We start from the raw sequence: 15,506 nt of genomic DNA, 5'->3' as shown, positions 1-15,506 counted from the left end.
GGCCAAGGCTATTTGGAATGCGGGTCTCGTACAGCGAGGTCGTCGTGAATCGACGCTCGATCATGGGTCTTTCCGCCGGTGTCGCCATGCTGGGTGCGACCGCCGCTTCACGTGGATGGAGTGAATCCGCCGTGGCTCCGTCGCAAAACGGATTTCTGTGGGTTACCGAATTTGCTGCCAAAGGCAAGGGCTCAAGCGACGACACGGGCATGTTCCAGCGCGCGATCGACTACGTACGGAACATTGCACTGCGAGCGCGTGACACGTCGTGCCTGCCTGCATTGCTGATTCCCGCCGGCCGCTATGGTCTGTCCGGAACGATCGACACGGCGCCGTGGATCAAGCTGCGCTCGGTGGGCGGCGTACTGCTCGACTTTTCTCTCCTGCCAGCCGGGTGGGATGGCTTGACGTGCAGAAACGAAACGACGCTTCCCGCGACCGCGTTGCGTTTTCCCGGCGACCGTTCGCCGTTTCTCGACGGCTCGGGCGGCACGATCTCGATACTCGGTCCCGGTAGGGAGCGTTCAGAGGGATCGGGCATCGTCATGGGCAACCGGCAGGCCGGATTCTCCGGCGCTGTACGCGATGCCGGTGGCCACAACGTCGTGGTGACAGGTTGGCGGGGTGCCTTGCAGATCGATCCAATCAATACCTATCTGACCGCCTGGTTTTCGTCGCGCTTCGAACAGAATCGCGACAGCAGCATTTATGTCGCACCGGGCGTGGGTAGAAGCGTGAACAGCGGGGAGCGGATGACCTTCGTCGACTGCACGTTTGCGGGTTCGGAACGCGCCGTCGACATCAACTCCGACAGCATGGATTTCGTCTTCGACGCGTGTTCGTTCGATTTCAACGGCGACGTGGTGCATTTCGGCGCCCACGCGCGCTACGGTACGGTGGCCATGAGCCATTGTCATGTCGAAGGAATCGACGGCCTGCTGGTCAACGCGACCGCCGCGGGCGAGCGTCTTCGCGTCGTGTTACGCGACTCGATCGTCCTGCCGAGACACTGGAAGCGCAAAGACCTCATCAATGCACCGCGTCGCCTTGTTGCCGGAACTGCGAAATTCGCCGCTTCGGGCGTCGAATGGCGTTTCGAAGCTCCGGAACAGAACACATTGACGGCGCTGATAGGCGACGAAGTGCCGGTCGAGTCATTGCAGACGATGAGCTTCCAGAAAACTCCTGCGTTGCCGTGGCGGGGCCGCCTGAGCAACCCCGATAGCGACTTCTCGTTCGATGGAGCCGGTACGCCCATGGACAAACTAAGCCATTGGAGCACGTCTAGCGCATCCGTCCACCTGGCGAGCGGCGAGCTGGTCGTCACAAATCCGCCACCCGTAGGCGACGCCGTGGTCAGATCGACGCAGACACTGCAAGTCTCGTTTCCGGAACAGAGCGACTCACCCTTCTCGTTGACCACGCGTCATGCTTTCCCGGTCGGGCCGGGCGAGACCGTATCGGCTGCCTGTATGGCAAATGCTACGGGTACGACGGGTCGCACGAACTTCTCGTTCCAGTTTTTCGCCGCAGCAGCCGTCCCCGTCGGCACAAGTGAAGTCAAAAGCACCACAAACCCGCTTCCGCTTGCACAAGCAACCGTCCCTGCCGGTGCCTCCGAGGCTCTCCTCACGGTGAGCTTCAGCGGTTGGACAGGGAAGCTCGAGATTAATGAACTGGCCATATGGCGTTCGTCGTGACGCCTGGCGCGCAAGCACCCCGTCGAGTCGACCACGTCTCAACACAAAGAAAGCAAAACCAGATGATTTCCAATGTTCTAACGGTGTGTCACGGAAACCTTTGCCGCAGCCCGATGGCTGCCGCCATGCTCAAGAGCCGCGACGAGACGCTTCAGGTACGTTCGGCCGGACTCGCTGCCGAGGTAGGACAGCCGGCAACGAGCGAAGCGGTCGCGGCATTGACAGAAATCGGCATCGACATACGCTCGCATCGCGCCACGCAGCTGACCCGCCAGCTGGCGAACGAGGCCGATCTGATTCTCACCATGACCTCCGCACAATCGCGCAGTCTGCAATCGCTTTATCCGACCATGCGGGGTCGGATTTTCACGTTGTGCGGCTTCGACGGTATCGATATCGACGACCCGTTCGGCTTACCACTCGCCGCATTCCGCACCTGTCGCGAAGCGTTGAGAAGCGGCGTCGACTATTGGGCGCATCGACTGAACGATCTGAATGAGCCGATCAGCGAGCGTGTGCATTCCGATGCAGTCTGCCGGCGCGGAGGTGTTCAATGAACCCGCCGTATGCTCCGCATGATGTGCGTACCGTCGAAAAGGAATTCAACCTGGCGGCCATGCTCGACGTGTTCTTGCTCTACCGACGCATGATGCTGTGGATTTTCGGAACCGTGTCGGTGTTGGGTATTGCAGCGGTATTCCTGTCGGACCCGCAATATCAGGTCAATATCATTACTCAAGTCGACGAAGGATCTGCCGCGACAACCGCTTCGTCGCTGCTGGGTCAGGACCTCTCGTCGATGCTCGACGTGAAGTCGTCTGCCGATACCGAAATGCAGGTGTTGCAATCACGCCTCGTCGTAGCCTCGGCGGTCGATAACCTGCGCCTCGATATCGAAGCATCGCCCGCGCGCTTTCCGTTGATCGGTCGTGCAATCGCACGATCGAATACGGGGCTAACCCGCCCGGGCTTGCTGGGAATCGGCGGTTACACGTGGGGTGGCGAGCGTGCAGTCGTCAAGCGCTTCGATGTCCCCACCGAACTGGAAGGAGAACCCTACCGCCTGATCGTGCTCGACGGCGGCCTGTACCGCCTCTCGGGAACTGGGCTGGCGCGCGACGTGATTGGGCGGGTCGGCACAAGCGAAACCTTCATCAGCGACAACGGGCCGATCACGCTGGAGATCAGCGATATCCATGCGGCGATCGGCGCCCGTTTCAAGCTCATCCGGCAATCGCGTCTCGAAGCGATCGATCAGTTGCAACGTAGTCTTTCCATCAGCGAGCTGGGCAAAGATTCGAACGTGCTACAGGTCAAGCTGCGCGGCAGCGATCCGGTATTGATCACCGCGATCCTGAACGATATCGCACAGCACTATGTCCACCAGAACGAAGACCGTAAGGCAGAGCAGGCCGCGCGTTCCCTGACGTTTCTGCGTGGTCAGGTGCCTGATTTGCGGCAGAAACTCGACGCAGCCGAAAGCGCTTACTCGGTGGTGCGGACCAGGCTGGGATCGGTCGATCTTGATGGCGAAGCCCGTGCCGTGCTGCAACAGTCGGCCGACAACGAAACCGCAATCAGCACGCTGCGACAAAAGCGTGCGGATGCGTTGACGCGTTTCGAACCGAACAATCCGACCGTGATCGCGCTCGATCACCAGATCGAGGTGTTGCAATCGCAATCGGCGGGATTCAATCAACGTATCGACCACCTGCCCGAGACACAGCGCCAGGTCGTGAAAGTCCAACGTGACGTCAAGATCGCCAACGATCTGTACGTCGGCTTGCTCAATAACATCGAACAGTTGCAGATTCTGGAGGTGGGACGAATCGGCAATGTACGCGTGCTGGATAGCGCACTGCTGCCCGATCAACCGATTCGTTTGTGGCGGCCCGTGCTGTGCGTGGTCGTGATCGTGCTGGCCTTCTTCGCAGCGGCGGGCACCGCGTTCGCGCGCGATCTGTTGTTCCGCGGAATTTCCGACCCGCACGAAATCGAGGAGCAGACCGATCTCAGCGTGTTCTCCGTCGTCCCGATGGCAAACCGCCGCGGGTTCCGCTGGACTGCGCGTGGACGCCGCAAAAACAGTCCGCATCGGCCGCTGGCATTCGTCGACCCAGCTGACCCGGCGATCGAGAGTTTGCGTAGCCTGCGTACCGCCCTGCAATTCTCGCTGGCCGATTCCGCCAACAATGTTGTGATGTTCACTGGGCCGGCGCCGAATATCGGAAAATCGTTTATCGCGTGGAACGTCGCGGCCGTCCTCTCACGTACCGGAAAACGGGTTCTACTGGTGGACGGAGACTTGCGGCGCAGCGGACTGAGCCGCGCTCATGGATGCTATTCGGCGGCCGGACTCTCGGATGTGATCATCGGGAACTGCACGCTCGACGCGGCGATCCGCAAGATCGAGCGCTCGACGCTCGACTTTCTGCCGAGCGGCTCGCTGCCGGCCAATGCCGCCGATCATTTGAGCAAGCCGGGTGTGGCGGACCTCTTCAAGACGTTCGCCGAACACTACGACATCGTGATCGTGGACACCGCTCCGCTTCTCGCGGTACCCGACGCCGCGATTCTCGCGCCCTATTCCAGCGGCAACGTCTTCCTGGTTGCGCGCGCCTCCATCACAAAACCCGCGGAACTGGAGGAATGCGCCCGGCGTCTGCGTCAGGTCAACGTCGAAGTGAAGGGTGTCGTGCTCAACGGCATCGATCGCCACGCAGGCCGTTTCCGCTACGGCTCGAGCTACGGAAGCTACCACTACGCAAATTCACGGGGAGAAGACCCTCGTCCCGTGATCGACGAGGTGGTGCAATGACGCAGCGGCGCCGCGACGCCTGGGCGGCGTCTTTATTGTCGGTTAGCGCACTGGGATCGGCTGCGCTCGCGTTTGCGGTTCAGGCCGTGCTGGCGCGCGTGCTCTCCTCGTCGGCGTATGGGCAGTTCGCGGCCGCGCTGGCGGTCGTGACGATCATTGCGCCGGCGGTCGGCTTCGGTGTGCCGTCTTTCTGGCTGAAGGCTTACGGTACCGAAGGCTGGGCCGCTACACGCTGGATGGAGGTGTCGGTACGGTTCATCACCCGCAGCGCGCTCGCGTGCGTCGCCGCGGCCGTGTTGTGGGCGTGGCTCGGTACGGCCGATGCCCGCACCGGCCAACTGTTGCTGTCGATGCTCCCGGTCGTGCTGACGCAGGGCGCCATCGAAATGGCTTCCGCCAGGCTGCAGCTCGAAGAGAAATTCAGCCGTGTCGCGATGTGGCAGATCCTGCAGCACGCCGGGCGGCTCCTGCTGGTCGTGGCTTGCTGGCGCGCCGGCGCAAATAGCGAAGCGATGGCGCTCGGCTTCGGTTGCATTGGACTGGTCATCACGTTCGGTGCGTGGCGCTCGATCGCCGCGCTGCGGCGCGGTGCGGCGGAACTGGTCGGACACGGACCGAACTCCGCCGCGTCACGCCCGCAGACGATGCCGCCGTCACCGACGCTCACCGAACTCTGGCGTAACGTCATGCCGTTTGGCCTGTCCAGCCTGCTGTTTTATGCCTATGGACAAAGCGGCATGGTGATCGTGTCTCACCTCGGCACCGCGTCGGATGTTGGTATTTATAGCGTCGCCGTCACGATTCTGAGTGCGCTCTATCTGCTGCCGACGGTGCTGTTCCAGAAACTGCTGATGCCGCGTTTGCACCGCTGGGCCGCCTCCGGCGACGCACGCCTCGAACGGACGTACCGCGACGGCAACAAGTGGATGTTCGCGTCGGGAATCGTCCTGGCCGGGCTGGCAGCATGGCTCGCGCCGCTCGTCGTGCCCATTGTGTTTGGGCGGCACTACGCGCAATCGGCCAGCGTCGTCGCGCTCATGACGATCAGCACGCCATTCAGGTTTCTCACCGTCAGCGCTTCGTCGGTGATGACCACTCGCGATCTGATTCGCGTGCGCAATCGCTGCGCGTTGATCGCCCTGCTCTTCAGCGTGGTGGCAACCATCTTCGGAGTGTCGCATGCGGGCATCATGGGTGCCGCCGTCGCATCGGTCGCGGGCGAAGTTGTGTGGGCTGTGTTGTCGGTGCTGTGCGCGCGTCACTTTCTCGCTCGCGCTCGCAGCAGGCAGAAAGCCGCTACGGGAACTCGCACCGTCCCGGCCGGCTTGCCTCTCTCGCGCTCCCGCTCGATCCCGGTCAGCGTCATCATTCCGTGCTTCAACTGTGGCGCGACGATTGCGCGAGCGGTCCAGTCGGTATTTCTGCAAACGTCGCGGCCGCACGAGTTGATTCTGGTCGACGACTGCAGCACGGACGGCACCCGCGCACTTCTCGCCGATCTGGTGACGCAGTACCCCGCCGACTGGATTCGCGTGATCCTCCAACCGCGCAATGCGGGCCCTGGCGCAGCGCGCAATGCCGCTTGGCGCGCGGCCACGATGCCTTACATCGCGTTCCTCGACTCGGATGACAGCTGGCATCCCGCGAAGATGGCAATCCAGTACGGCTGGATGTCGGCTCGCCCACATGCCGCTATCACCGGCCATCCGGTCGCGCAACTGGAACCGCACCAGCGCGCCGACGCGCAGCCGTGGCCTCCCGTTACGGTGCCGCGCCAAATGTCCCGGCAGCGGGTGCTGTTCTCGAACCGCTTCACGCCGTCCAGCATCCTCATGCGCGCGGATGTCGAAGCCCGCTTCGACGAAACGAAGCGGCATGCCGAAGACTATTTCATGTTGCTCGAAGTGGTTCTGGTGGATAAGGGCGAAGCCTTTCTGTTTCCGTTTCCGCTCTCCTACGTCTATAAGGCGCAGTTCGGCGCCCAGACCGGCCTGAGCGCGCAGCTCTGGAAAATCCAGCAAGGCGAACAGGACAACTACCTGCGATTTCGCCGGCGAGGATCGATCAGCCACGTGGAGTGGCTGTGCTTCTCGCTTCTCAGCGCCGCGAAGTACCTCCGGCGTTGCCTGCTGTCGCGGAAGTTGACATGAGCAATCGATCCGCACCCGACGCGCTGCACCGACATGCAAGGCAGGCGCCATGAGCTATTACCTCTTGCCGCTATTGATCTTCTACTTCGGCGTAGCGCTGTGTATCGCCTATGGCGGCACCAACCCCGTCGTCATACTCACCTGCTCGCTGCCGATCGTCGCGCTGGCCGTTCTGCGCGGTCACAGCGGCACCGATACCGCCGCGTATTACCAGGCTTTCACGGACCTCGGTCAAGGCAATGGATATGGCGCCGAGCCGCTATTCAATGCCTATGCACAATTGCTCTGGTCCGTCGATCCCGACCCCCGCTTCGTCGTCAACAGTATCTCGATGACAACCGCCCTGCTGCTGCTCTGGTCGGTTTCCCGCAGCCGCTATGGCATCTGGTTCGGCGGATTGGTCCTCGTACCGGGCATGTTCTACGAACTGACCATGAACGTGATGCGCTTCGGTCTCGCGTCGGCCATCTTTCTTGTCGCAACTCGCGTGGCGCCGCACCAAAGGCCGCTGCGATACCTCATCTTCGCGCTGATCGGCACCTGCGTGCACTTCTCATCCGCACTCCTGTTCCTGCTTTTCATTGCAACGACGCGGCGCGGACACACGCTCATGCTCGTCGGCGTCGCGGTGGCGGTCATCGGTATCTCGCTCGTGATGCCGGACTACTTCGCCGACAAGACCAGTCTTTACACCGGCATAGCGGCCCCCAATGCCTCGTCGGGTCTGCTGTTCCTGCTGATCCAGTTACTGATGCTGGCTGTGATGCTCATTTACAGACGGCAATTCGCGATTCCGCCCATTGGCTGGCTGATTTGCGCGTTACTGGCAATGGTGCTTTACGCCATGACGCAGGTCACTTACGCGGGCATCCGTTTCCAGCTGATTCTCGTGAACCTGATGCTGGTCGTGATGTGGCGTCAGTTCGCTCCGCCCAGCGGCCGAATGAAGGCGAACCTCGGAATGTGGCTATTCATCATTGGACTAGTCGCGCTCGCGGGACGAATCCACAACATGTCCGATGAGGAAGGTCAGGGTGAGTCTCCTTTCCTGCCTTATCAGGCGGCTCCAGCCATTCAGGAACTAGGGTGATCGACTATGCGACAGAAAATCGTACACGTAACAGAAGCACTGGGCGGAGGTGTGCTGCATTGCGTCGTTCTGCTCGCCAATCGCCAGGTCGCGGCAGGAGATGAGGTTGTAGTGCTGCACTCTGTCCGGCCGGATACGCCGACGGTCGGCAAGCTCGACAGTCTGTTCGATCCCAGAGTCCGACGTGAGATGGTGGACATGCGCACGCAGATCGGCGTCCATGATCTCGTGAGCATTGTGTTGCTTGTCGGCAGCCTGTTTCGCGAGCGCGCGGATATCGTCCATCTCCACTCGTCGAAGGCGGCGGCACTCGGGCGCGTCGCCGCGCGTCTGCTCGGTATCAGCTCGCGTACGATTTATTCCCCGCACGGGTTTGCCTTTCTCAAGAAGGACATCTCGCCACTCAAGAGCAAAGTCTATCTACTGGTCGAGCGGTGGCTTCACGCGATGGGTGGACATATCGTCGCGTGCTCCAAAAGCGAATTGCGTTATGCACGCATGCTTCTGCGACGGACGGAACGCACAAGCCTTGTAGAAAATGCGGTGAAACTCGACGGGTTTAATCCTGACCATTACAGGCAACCCGCCGAGCAGGTAGTCATTTGCACGTCTGCACGCGTAACCTATCAGAAGGCGCCGTGGCGATTCACGAATCTCGCGCAGCGGCTTGCCGGCCTACCGCGCACCCGCTTTGTCTGGTTCGGTGACGGCGAGGCCGACGCGATCGATCAATGGGTCGATCGCGAAGCGGTTCAGATCAGCGGCTGGATTACCGCGCTCGAACTCAGATTGCGACTTCTGGAGTGCGACATCTTCGTGTTGCCCTCGTTGTGGGAAGGCATGCCTATCGCACTGATTGAAGCTCAGGCAGCTGGATTGCCGGCTGTAGCCAGTCGGATAGTGGGCAATCGCGACGTGATCGTCCACGGCGTGACCGGGTTTCTTGCCAATAACGACGACGAGCTGGAGTACTACACCCGCCTGTTAATCGTCGACGCAGCGCTGCGCAAACAAATGGGTACGGCCGCGCGTGCCCATGCGCGCGACCGTTTCGGCGATCAGCAACTTTTCCGCGCTTATGTCGGCGTGTATCGACGTCTGCTGACGCCGGGGCATTCCCCACACTCGCGGCCCCGCGCACAAGCACTGTTAAATGAGGCCCTGAAATGAACACACCTGAAGTCGACGCCCCGCCCCGCGTCTCACCGGACCTGCGCCCCACTCAACGCCTTCATCGCGACCTGCAGGCAATCACGGCCGTCCGCGAAACACGCATCGCGTTCTTCGGATTCTACGGGCGTCATAACTTTGGCGACGATCTATTCGGCTATCTGCTGCAAGCAATTTCAGTCAGAACACCTGGTATCAAGCCGCTGATCGTGGGGGCGTCCCCTGCACAGGAATTGACGTATCTGTTCCACCTGCCTCTCGCTCGCAGATTGTGGACGCGTAGTGGCACACTAGGCGCCGCAGCACGGTCGCTCACCTATGTCGCGGCTATATGGCAAGCAAGAGCCGCCGTGTTCGGCGGAGGTTCGCTGTTTGGCGCCCACGCCTCGCTACCGTTTGCAAGGTTGATTATCAATATGGGACGCCGCCTCAATCGCCCGGTCGCGGCGCTCGGCGTGTCGGTCGGCCCCTTTAGCACGACTGAACGGCAACAGGCATTCGCGGAGATCCTGAGGGCCGTGCCTCGAATTGCGGTTCGCGATGAAGCATCGGTGCAGGCGGTTAAGGATGCGACGGGCTCGAAGCCTGCCAACCTTCGGGATCTCGCGTTCTCGCTTCCAGCAGTTTACACGCCGACGCTCAGTGGAAAGTCGCGGCGCACACTCGTGGTGTCGATTCACTTACGACAGTACATGGACGCAGTTCTTTCGATTCTCGCCGCGGTCGACAGACTAGGTCTCGTCGATCATGTGATATTCGCTTCTCTGGACGACGAGAGTGTCGCAGTCACGGGAGACATTGCGCGCCTGTTCTCGCCTTCAAATGTCTCGGTCGCCCGCTTTCAATATGGAGATTCGATTACCGGGGTCATTGATCTGCTCGCCGGAGCGACCTGCGTCGTGACTTCGAAGTTGCATGGCGCGATCGTCAGTTTTGTGTACGACGTCCCTATCATGCTGTTTTGCTACCAGTCCAAATGCTCTGAGTTCTTGCGCGACAACGCATTACGCGGTCCGCAGGAATCCCAACCGGCCAACGAGGTCTGTGTCGCGCACGTGACGGACCTGTTGTTTCGCGGTCGTCAGAGTCGCTATTCGAAAGCCGGATGGCACCTTGACCAGTTCACTCGCTTTGTCGCGGATATCGTGCGCGATGAAGCGAGTGAGCGGTCCGTCTGAATCACCTGCCGGGATGAGCGGGCGCCGAATCTGCAGAAGGCGTCCTTGCTTATCTCGCCGCCCGCCCCCTGCGGAGTTCGGCAAACCTCGATCCTATTCGTATAGCTCGGTCATTCTCCCAGCAAGATAGTCACGGAAGTCTATTGAGACTTCGGGATGGCGAAGCGCGAATTCCACTGTCGCCTTCAGATAGCCCAGCTTGCTGCCGCAGTCGAAACGCGTGCCTTTGTACCGGTACGCGAGGACCTGCTCATCATTGAGCAGCGATTGAATTGCGTCGGTCAATTGCAATTCACCGCCGCTACCCGGCCGCAGTGCACGCAAATGCTCGAAAATTCGCGGCTTGAGCACGTAGCGGCCCACCACGCCGTATCGGGACGGCGCGTCGGCGGGCATCGGCTTCTCAACAATACCGGACAGCTTGAAAACATTGTCTTCCCATTGTTTGCCGTCGATCACGCCATAGGACCCGGACTCCTCGGGTGCGATCTCTTCGACACCCAAAACCGACGTATGGTAGTGATCGAAAACGTCAATCATCTGACGCAGTACCGGCGGCTTGCCATCCAGCAGATCGTCCGCCAGCACGACGGCAAACGGACTGTCGCCAACGAGCTTTTCCGCGCACAACACCGCGTGCCCCAAGCCCAGCGCCTCCGCCTGGCGAACATAGAAGCAATGAACATGACTCGGCTTGATACTGCGCACGAGGGAGAGCAGCTTTTCTTTGCCGCGTGCCTCCAGTTCCGCTTCGATCTCATACGACTTGTCGAAGTGATCCTCGATGGCTCGCTTGCTGCGCCCTGTCACGAAGATCATCTCTGTGATGCCCGCCGCGATTGCTTCCTCGACGGCGTATTGAATCAGCGGTTTATCGACGACCGGCAACATCTCTTTGGGACTTGCTTTGGTCGCGGGAAGAAAGCGTGTACCGAGACCGGCAACGGGGAATACAGCTTTCGTTACGTTAAGCATTGGCTTGAATCTCGCGTGTGAAATGGTCGGTGTTTATTTGGAAATACAGGCTCTCTAATAAAAAGAACCTGCCCGCGTGAATCGAAAAAGCCGGGCAGGTTGAACCGAGGCCATAGGATTCGCGGGGGCGAATCCAGTGCCAGTATCTCCCTCCCGCAGGTAAGTCAGGTGAAGACCTGTCGGATCACACTGATCGAATGACGGAACGCTACACAATTCGCCGCGAAAAGCTCAGAGTTCATTTCTCTCGAGTATCCATAGCGAGACTTGAATGGCGGATCGCATCAAGGTTTTGTCAGAAACCGGCCAACTGGCGCGGATAAACTGCGAAGGAGCGTATCGCCGGAGAGTCGACGGTGATGGGCACATCAACCTTCGTATAAGGCAACAATGTTGAACGATCTGGAAAGCCTGCGGGCAATTGCCGCCTTCAATCAATCGTACCTGCTGCTAGCTCAGCGCATGCTGGGCGACGATGCCGAGCACGCAAAGTCGGCACTCGGTCTGTCGGATTCAATGGCCACCCGAATCCGCTCGTTGACCCCCGCTGAGATTGAGATACTTGCTGACAGCGGCGAACTGATCTGTCAGTTTCGGGCCGACGCCACATCTCTGGGCTGACTTGTTATTGGGCGTTGCCGATCAACCGTTGAGCGTGATGGATTCATGATCCGTCTGCAGCAGACGGATCATGTCGTAGGTCGGAAAAATACGAAATCGATACCGCCGCGCGGCTGCTCGGACGGATGAATCATCATCCATCGCACGCGACATCATCCTTTTCAAGCGATTAACACCTTCTGTTAATACACTATGACGATGTCGGGAGCCGACTAGGGAGCGTGGCGGGATGTGCACCATGAGCATGCGCGCAGGCGACCGGTGTCGACAACAAAGGACATCGCGTAATGACCGAAACGCCACCACGCACGCCCCCCCGGATCGCACTTCAAAGCACGATCACGGCGTTTGCAGCGTCCCGTCTTTCAATCTCGTCTGGGTCCACGTCGTGACGGTATTCTCACAGGGATATTTCGCCGCCTCGGTTTCGTCAATATCCACGCCGAGCCCTGGTTTGTCGTTGGCATAGACATAGCCGTCGCGAAACTCCGGAAGCCCCGGAAATACATCGAGCAACGCGGCTCTCGGCCCTTTGAGCTCCTGAATCACGAAGTTCGGCGGCTCTGTGCCGGACCACTCCTGCACGCCGAAATTGCGCGACGCAAGGTCGATGTGGATGTTGGCCGCGTGCGCCAGCGGCGACATGTCACCGGGTCCGTGCCACGCCGTCCTCACGGCGAACTGCTCGGCGAAGATCTGCAGCTTGCGTCCCGCCGTAATGCCGCCGATCTGACTCAAATGCACGCGGATGTAATCCACCAGCCGTTCGGTGATCAGGAAGCGCCATTCATAAGGATTGTTGAACAGTTCCCCCTGAGCCAGCGGCGTGGTCGTTTTCGCGCGCAACTGGCGCATCCATTCGCCCTCCTCCAGCGGGATCGCGTCTTCGAGAAAGAACAGGTCGTACTGTTCCAGCTCGCACGCGAAACGGATCGCTTCGACCGGTTTCAACCGTTCGTGAACGTCGTGACACAGCGCGACGTCGAAGCCGATCTTGCTGCGAATGCCGTCGAACAGTTTGAGCGTCTCGCGCATGTATTTCCTGCTGTCGAGATATACGCCGTCCGCCGATCCAGCGGGTGCACCCGCCGGCGCGCGACCGTAGCCGCCCCCGCCATATCCGCCGCTCTGACAGCGGATATGCGTGATGCCCTGCTCCCGATACTTCTGGATGTTCTCGCATAGCTCGTTCAGATCGCGGCCGTCGGCATGCCGGTAAATCGGCACAGCTTCACGGCACTTGCCGCCGAATAGCTGATACAGCGGCATATTCGCCTGCTTGCCCTTGATATCCCACAACGCCATATCGACGCCGGAAATCGCGTTGTTCTCGATCGGCCCGTTACGCCAGTACGCGTTCTGATGCATCAGTTGCCATAGCTCTTCGATCGCTTCGGCATCGCGGCCGATCAGCAACGGCCGCAAATACTCCTCGATGAGACACTTCACCGCCACGTGCCGGTAAGCGAACGTCGCGCACCCAAGCCCGACCAGACCTGGCTGGTTCGTCTCCACCTTCACGACGATCAGATTGATGCCTTCCGGCGCGGTCAGGATGACCTTTACATCGGTAATCAGAGTTGCCATTTCAGCCTGCCAAAAACGAATCAAGGGGAACAGATGTGCTCAACCGGAGCCTTACGTGCGATGCAGCGAGAGCGGCGCTTTATCCTTCGCGCGCTGACCGGAATGCGCAGGCACGGTGATCATCAGAATTACGGAGAGCAGCAAGCCGGCCGCCATGAAGATGTACGACGCCGCGGGGCTGCCGGTCACACCGTTCAGGTAACCCACCACCCACGAACCCGCGAACGCACCGAGTGCGCCGCACGCATTGATCAGGCCGATCGCGCCACCCAGCACGTTGCTCGGAATCAATTCGGGGACCAGCGCGAAGAACGGGCCGTAAGGCGCATACATGGTGGCCCCCGCGACGACCAGCAGCGCGAACGAAATCCAGAAATGCGAGCCACCGACCAGGTACGACGCGACGAACGCGATCGTGCCGACCAGAAGCAGCGGCCACACGAACAGCTTGCGGTTGCGCGTCTTGTCCGACAGCCACGACGCGAGCAGCATCAGAATGATGGCTGCGAGATACGGCACGGCGGCCAGCCAGCCGACCGAGACGATATCGATCGTCGAGGCGGCCTTGAGAATCGACGGCAGCCACATGATGAAGCCGTACACGCCGATACTCCACAGCGCGTGAATCGCGCAGAACTTCATCACGATCGACGAGCGGAACGCCGCCTTGTAGTCGCGCACCGGTGCGATATCGGCCTGCTCCGCTTTCAGACGTGCCGCGAATTCGGTCTTTTCGGCGTCGCTCATCCAGGGCGCGTCGGCCGGACGATCCTTCACGGTGAACCACCACACCACTGCCCAGATCAGCGCCGGGGCGCCTTCGAAGACAAACATCTCGCGCCAGCCGAAACTGCGAACCAGATAACCCGACACCACCGACATCCACAGCACCGTCACCGGGTTGCCGAGAATCAGGAAGGTGTTGGCACGCGAGCGTTCACTGCGCGTGAACCATCGGCTGATGTACATCAGCATCGACGGCATCACGGCGGCCTCCACCACGCCGAGGATGAATCGCAGCGCCATCAGCATCGGAATATTGCTGACCATGCCGGTGGCGGCCGCGCACACGCCCCACAGAATCAGGCTGAAGAAGATCAGTTTCTTGACGCTGTTGCGCTGCGCGTAGATCGCGCCTGGCACCTGAAACAGACAGTAGCCGAGAAAGAACAGCGAGCCGATCAGCGACGACGTGCCGTGCGTGATGCCAAGGTCTCTATCGATCCCGGCTGCGGCGGCGAAGCCATAATTCGCGCGATCGAGATAGGCCAGGCTGTAGGTGATGAAGATGATGGGCATCAGATACCACCATCTTTGAGGTGCTACGGGTTTGACGCTTTCCATGATGTCTCCGGATCGGTACGGCGTATACAAAGGTTGAGCGCGCGCGAGTCGATTTATTTGTTCTGCTGGACTTGCGCGAGCCTGCATTCGAAGCAGCGTCAGAGCACGGCCAGCCAGCCGCCATCGACGTAGATGATCTGGCCGTTCACATAGCTCGAAGCAGGCGAAGCCAGATACACCGCGGTGCCGACCAGTTCTTCCGGTTTGCCCCAGCGTTGCGAAGGATTGCTGCTCTTGACCCAGGCATCAAAGGCGGCGTTTTCGATGAGCGGTTTGTTCATGTCGGTCAGGATGTAGCCCGGACCGATCGCGTTCGCCTGGATGTTCGAGGCCGCCCACTCGGCGCTCATCGCGCGGGTCAGCATCTTGATGCCGCCCTTCGCCGCGGTGTACGCGCCGACGGTCGCCCGCGCGCCCTCGCTGGTGAGCGAACCGATGTTGATGATCTTGCCACCCGTACCGCGCGCGATCATGCGTCGTGCCGCCTGTTTCGCGACGATGAACGCGCTGGTCAGATTGGTATCGATCACGCGCTGCCAGTCGCTCAGTTCGAGATCGACGAGCGGTTTGCGGAACTGGATGCCGGCGTTATTCACGACGATATCGATCTGCACGCCGTCCTTGTCCCACTGTGCGAAGGCCTCGGCGACGGCCGCTTCATCGGTGACGTCGAAAGCGCGTCCCAGTGCGTTGTGCCCTGCGCGGCTCAACTTGCCGACCGCTTCGGCGACCGTATCCGCACGCGTGCCGTTGAGCACGACGCTCGCGCCGGCCGCCGCCAGCCCCTCGGCCAGCGCGTAGCCGATGCCGCGCGCCGAGCCGGTGATGAGTGCCGTGCGGCCTTTCAGATCGAATAATTGGGTCATGCTGTGA

12 protein-coding genes are annotated in these 15,506 nt (G+C 60.5%); 8 read left to right on the top strand and 4 right to left on the bottom strand.

The genetic code is table 11. The annotated features are described in order from the left end of the window. Positions 1 to 17: 17 nt before the first annotated feature. From ABH945_RS27810 to ABH945_RS27780, 7 genes are read left to right on the top strand one after another with little or no spacing between them, the layout of a single operon-like run. Positions 18 to 1,700 carry a hypothetical protein gene (locus ABH945_RS27810; RefSeq protein ID WP_429252694.1) on the top strand — a complete coding sequence of 561 codons (1,683 nt, stop codon included), beginning with the start codon at positions 18 to 20 and terminating at the stop codon, positions 1,698 to 1,700. Then, positions 1,685 to 2,257, top strand: a complete 573-nt coding sequence (locus ABH945_RS27805; protein ID WP_083380157.1) for a low molecular weight protein arginine phosphatase — start codon at positions 1,685 to 1,687, stop codon at positions 2,255 to 2,257. Before ABH945_RS27810 ends, ABH945_RS27805 begins: the two co-directional genes overlap by 16 nt. Then, positions 2,254 to 4,518: a polysaccharide biosynthesis tyrosine autokinase gene (locus ABH945_RS27800; RefSeq protein WP_074771378.1), complete on the top strand. Its 2,265-nt coding sequence runs from the start codon at positions 2,254 to 2,256 to the stop codon at positions 4,516 to 4,518. The genes ABH945_RS27805 and ABH945_RS27800 overlap by 4 nt, the downstream gene beginning before the upstream one ends. After that, positions 4,515 to 6,668 (top strand): glycosyltransferase, encoded by a 2,154-nt coding sequence (locus ABH945_RS27795; RefSeq protein WP_429252693.1) that lies wholly within the window; start codon positions 4,515 to 4,517, stop codon positions 6,666 to 6,668. Before ABH945_RS27800 ends, ABH945_RS27795 begins: the two co-directional genes overlap by 4 nt. A 49-nt stretch (positions 6,669 to 6,717) precedes the next feature. Continuing rightward, positions 6,718 to 7,758 (top strand): EpsG family protein, encoded by a 1,041-nt coding sequence (locus ABH945_RS27790; RefSeq protein WP_429252692.1) that lies wholly within the window; start codon positions 6,718 to 6,720, stop codon positions 7,756 to 7,758. Positions 7,759 to 7,764: 6 nt separating this feature from the next. Then, positions 7,765 to 8,928, top strand: coding sequence for a glycosyltransferase (locus ABH945_RS27785; RefSeq protein WP_083380156.1), 1,164 nt, complete (start codon positions 7,765 to 7,767; stop codon positions 8,926 to 8,928). Next, a complete protein-coding gene (locus tag ABH945_RS27780; protein WP_429252691.1) occupies positions 8,925 to 10,106 on the top strand; it encodes a polysaccharide pyruvyl transferase family protein in 1,182 nt (393 codons plus the stop codon). Before ABH945_RS27785 ends, ABH945_RS27780 begins: the two co-directional genes overlap by 4 nt. Positions 10,107 to 10,199: 93 nt before the next feature. Here ABH945_RS27780 and galU read toward each other — a convergent pair whose 3' ends face one another. Beyond that, complete coding sequence (galU, locus tag ABH945_RS27775) at positions 10,200 to 11,081, bottom strand: UTP--glucose-1-phosphate uridylyltransferase GalU (protein ID WP_429252690.1); 882 nt, start codon at positions 11,079 to 11,081, stop codon at positions 10,200 to 10,202. A 390-nt stretch (positions 11,082 to 11,471) separates the two neighbouring features. On the opposite strand from galU, the gene ABH945_RS27770 reads away from it, so the two are divergent. Then, positions 11,472 to 11,702 carry a flagellar transcriptional regulator FlhD gene (locus tag ABH945_RS27770; RefSeq protein WP_074771372.1) on the top strand — a complete coding sequence of 77 codons (231 nt, stop codon included), beginning with the start codon at positions 11,472 to 11,474 and terminating at the stop codon, positions 11,700 to 11,702. A 339-nt stretch (positions 11,703 to 12,041) separates the two neighbouring features. Here ABH945_RS27770 and ABH945_RS27765 read toward each other — a convergent pair whose 3' ends face one another. The 3 genes from ABH945_RS27765 to ABH945_RS27755 all read right to left on the bottom strand — a co-directional run bounded on the left by ABH945_RS27765 (position 12,042) and on the right by ABH945_RS27755 (position 15,499). Then, positions 12,042 to 13,289: an enolase C-terminal domain-like protein gene (locus ABH945_RS27765; RefSeq protein WP_429252689.1), complete on the bottom strand. Its 1,248-nt coding sequence runs from the start codon at positions 13,287 to 13,289 to the stop codon at positions 12,042 to 12,044. A 51-nt stretch (positions 13,290 to 13,340) separates the two neighbouring features. Next, positions 13,341 to 14,633, bottom strand: coding sequence for an MFS transporter (locus tag ABH945_RS27760; protein WP_074771370.1), 1,293 nt, complete (start codon positions 14,631 to 14,633; stop codon positions 13,341 to 13,343). Between the two features lie 98 nt (positions 14,634 to 14,731). After that, positions 14,732 to 15,499 carry an SDR family oxidoreductase gene (locus tag ABH945_RS27755; RefSeq protein ID WP_429252688.1) on the bottom strand — a complete coding sequence of 256 codons (768 nt, stop codon included), beginning with the start codon at positions 15,497 to 15,499 and terminating at the stop codon, positions 14,732 to 14,734. Positions 15,500 to 15,506 lie beyond the last annotated feature (7 nt).

Source organism: Paraburkholderia sp. GAS333 (assembly GCF_050435665.1).
Lineage (GTDB): Bacteria > Pseudomonadota > Gammaproteobacteria > Burkholderiales > Burkholderiaceae > Paraburkholderia > Paraburkholderia fungorum_A.
The sequence above is the reverse complement of the archived record's forward strand: the minus strand, read 5'-3'. Positions and strand labels throughout refer to the sequence as shown.

What these genes read in the sequence shown, in the direction of transcription:
- ABH945_RS27785 (WP_083380156.1), top strand. Translation starts at nt 7,765, where the DNA reads ATGCGACAGAAAATCGTACACGTAACAGAAGCACTGGGCGGAGGTGTG.
- ABH945_RS27770 (WP_074771372.1), top strand. Translation starts at nt 11,472, where the DNA reads ATGTTGAACGATCTGGAAAGCCTGCGGGCAATTGCCGCCTTCAATCAA.
- ABH945_RS27810 (WP_429252694.1), top strand. Translation starts at nt 18, where the DNA reads ATGCGGGTCTCGTACAGCGAGGTCGTCGTGAATCGACGCTCGATCATG.
- ABH945_RS27780 (WP_429252691.1), top strand. Translation starts at nt 8,925, where the DNA reads ATGAACACACCTGAAGTCGACGCCCCGCCCCGCGTCTCACCGGACCTG.
- ABH945_RS27795 (WP_429252693.1), top strand. Translation starts at nt 4,515, where the DNA reads ATGACGCAGCGGCGCCGCGACGCCTGGGCGGCGTCTTTATTGTCGGTT.
- ABH945_RS27805 (WP_083380157.1), top strand. Translation starts at nt 1,685, where the DNA reads ATGGCGTTCGTCGTGACGCCTGGCGCGCAAGCACCCCGTCGAGTCGAC.
- ABH945_RS27790 (WP_429252692.1), top strand. Translation starts at nt 6,718, where the DNA reads ATGAGCTATTACCTCTTGCCGCTATTGATCTTCTACTTCGGCGTAGCG.
- ABH945_RS27765 (WP_429252689.1), bottom strand. Translation starts at nt 13,289, where the DNA reads ATGGCAACTCTGATTACCGATGTAAAGGTCATCCTGACCGCGCCGGAA.
- galU (WP_429252690.1), bottom strand. Translation starts at nt 11,081, where the DNA reads ATGCTTAACGTAACGAAAGCTGTATTCCCCGTTGCCGGTCTCGGTACA.
- ABH945_RS27760 (WP_074771370.1), bottom strand. Translation starts at nt 14,633, where the DNA reads ATGGAAAGCGTCAAACCCGTAGCACCTCAAAGATGGTGGTATCTGATG.
- ABH945_RS27800 (WP_074771378.1), top strand. Translation starts at nt 2,254, where the DNA reads ATGAACCCGCCGTATGCTCCGCATGATGTGCGTACCGTCGAAAAGGAA.
- ABH945_RS27755 (WP_429252688.1), bottom strand. Translation starts at nt 15,499, where the DNA reads ATGACCCAATTATTCGATCTGAAAGGCCGCACGGCACTCATCACCGGC.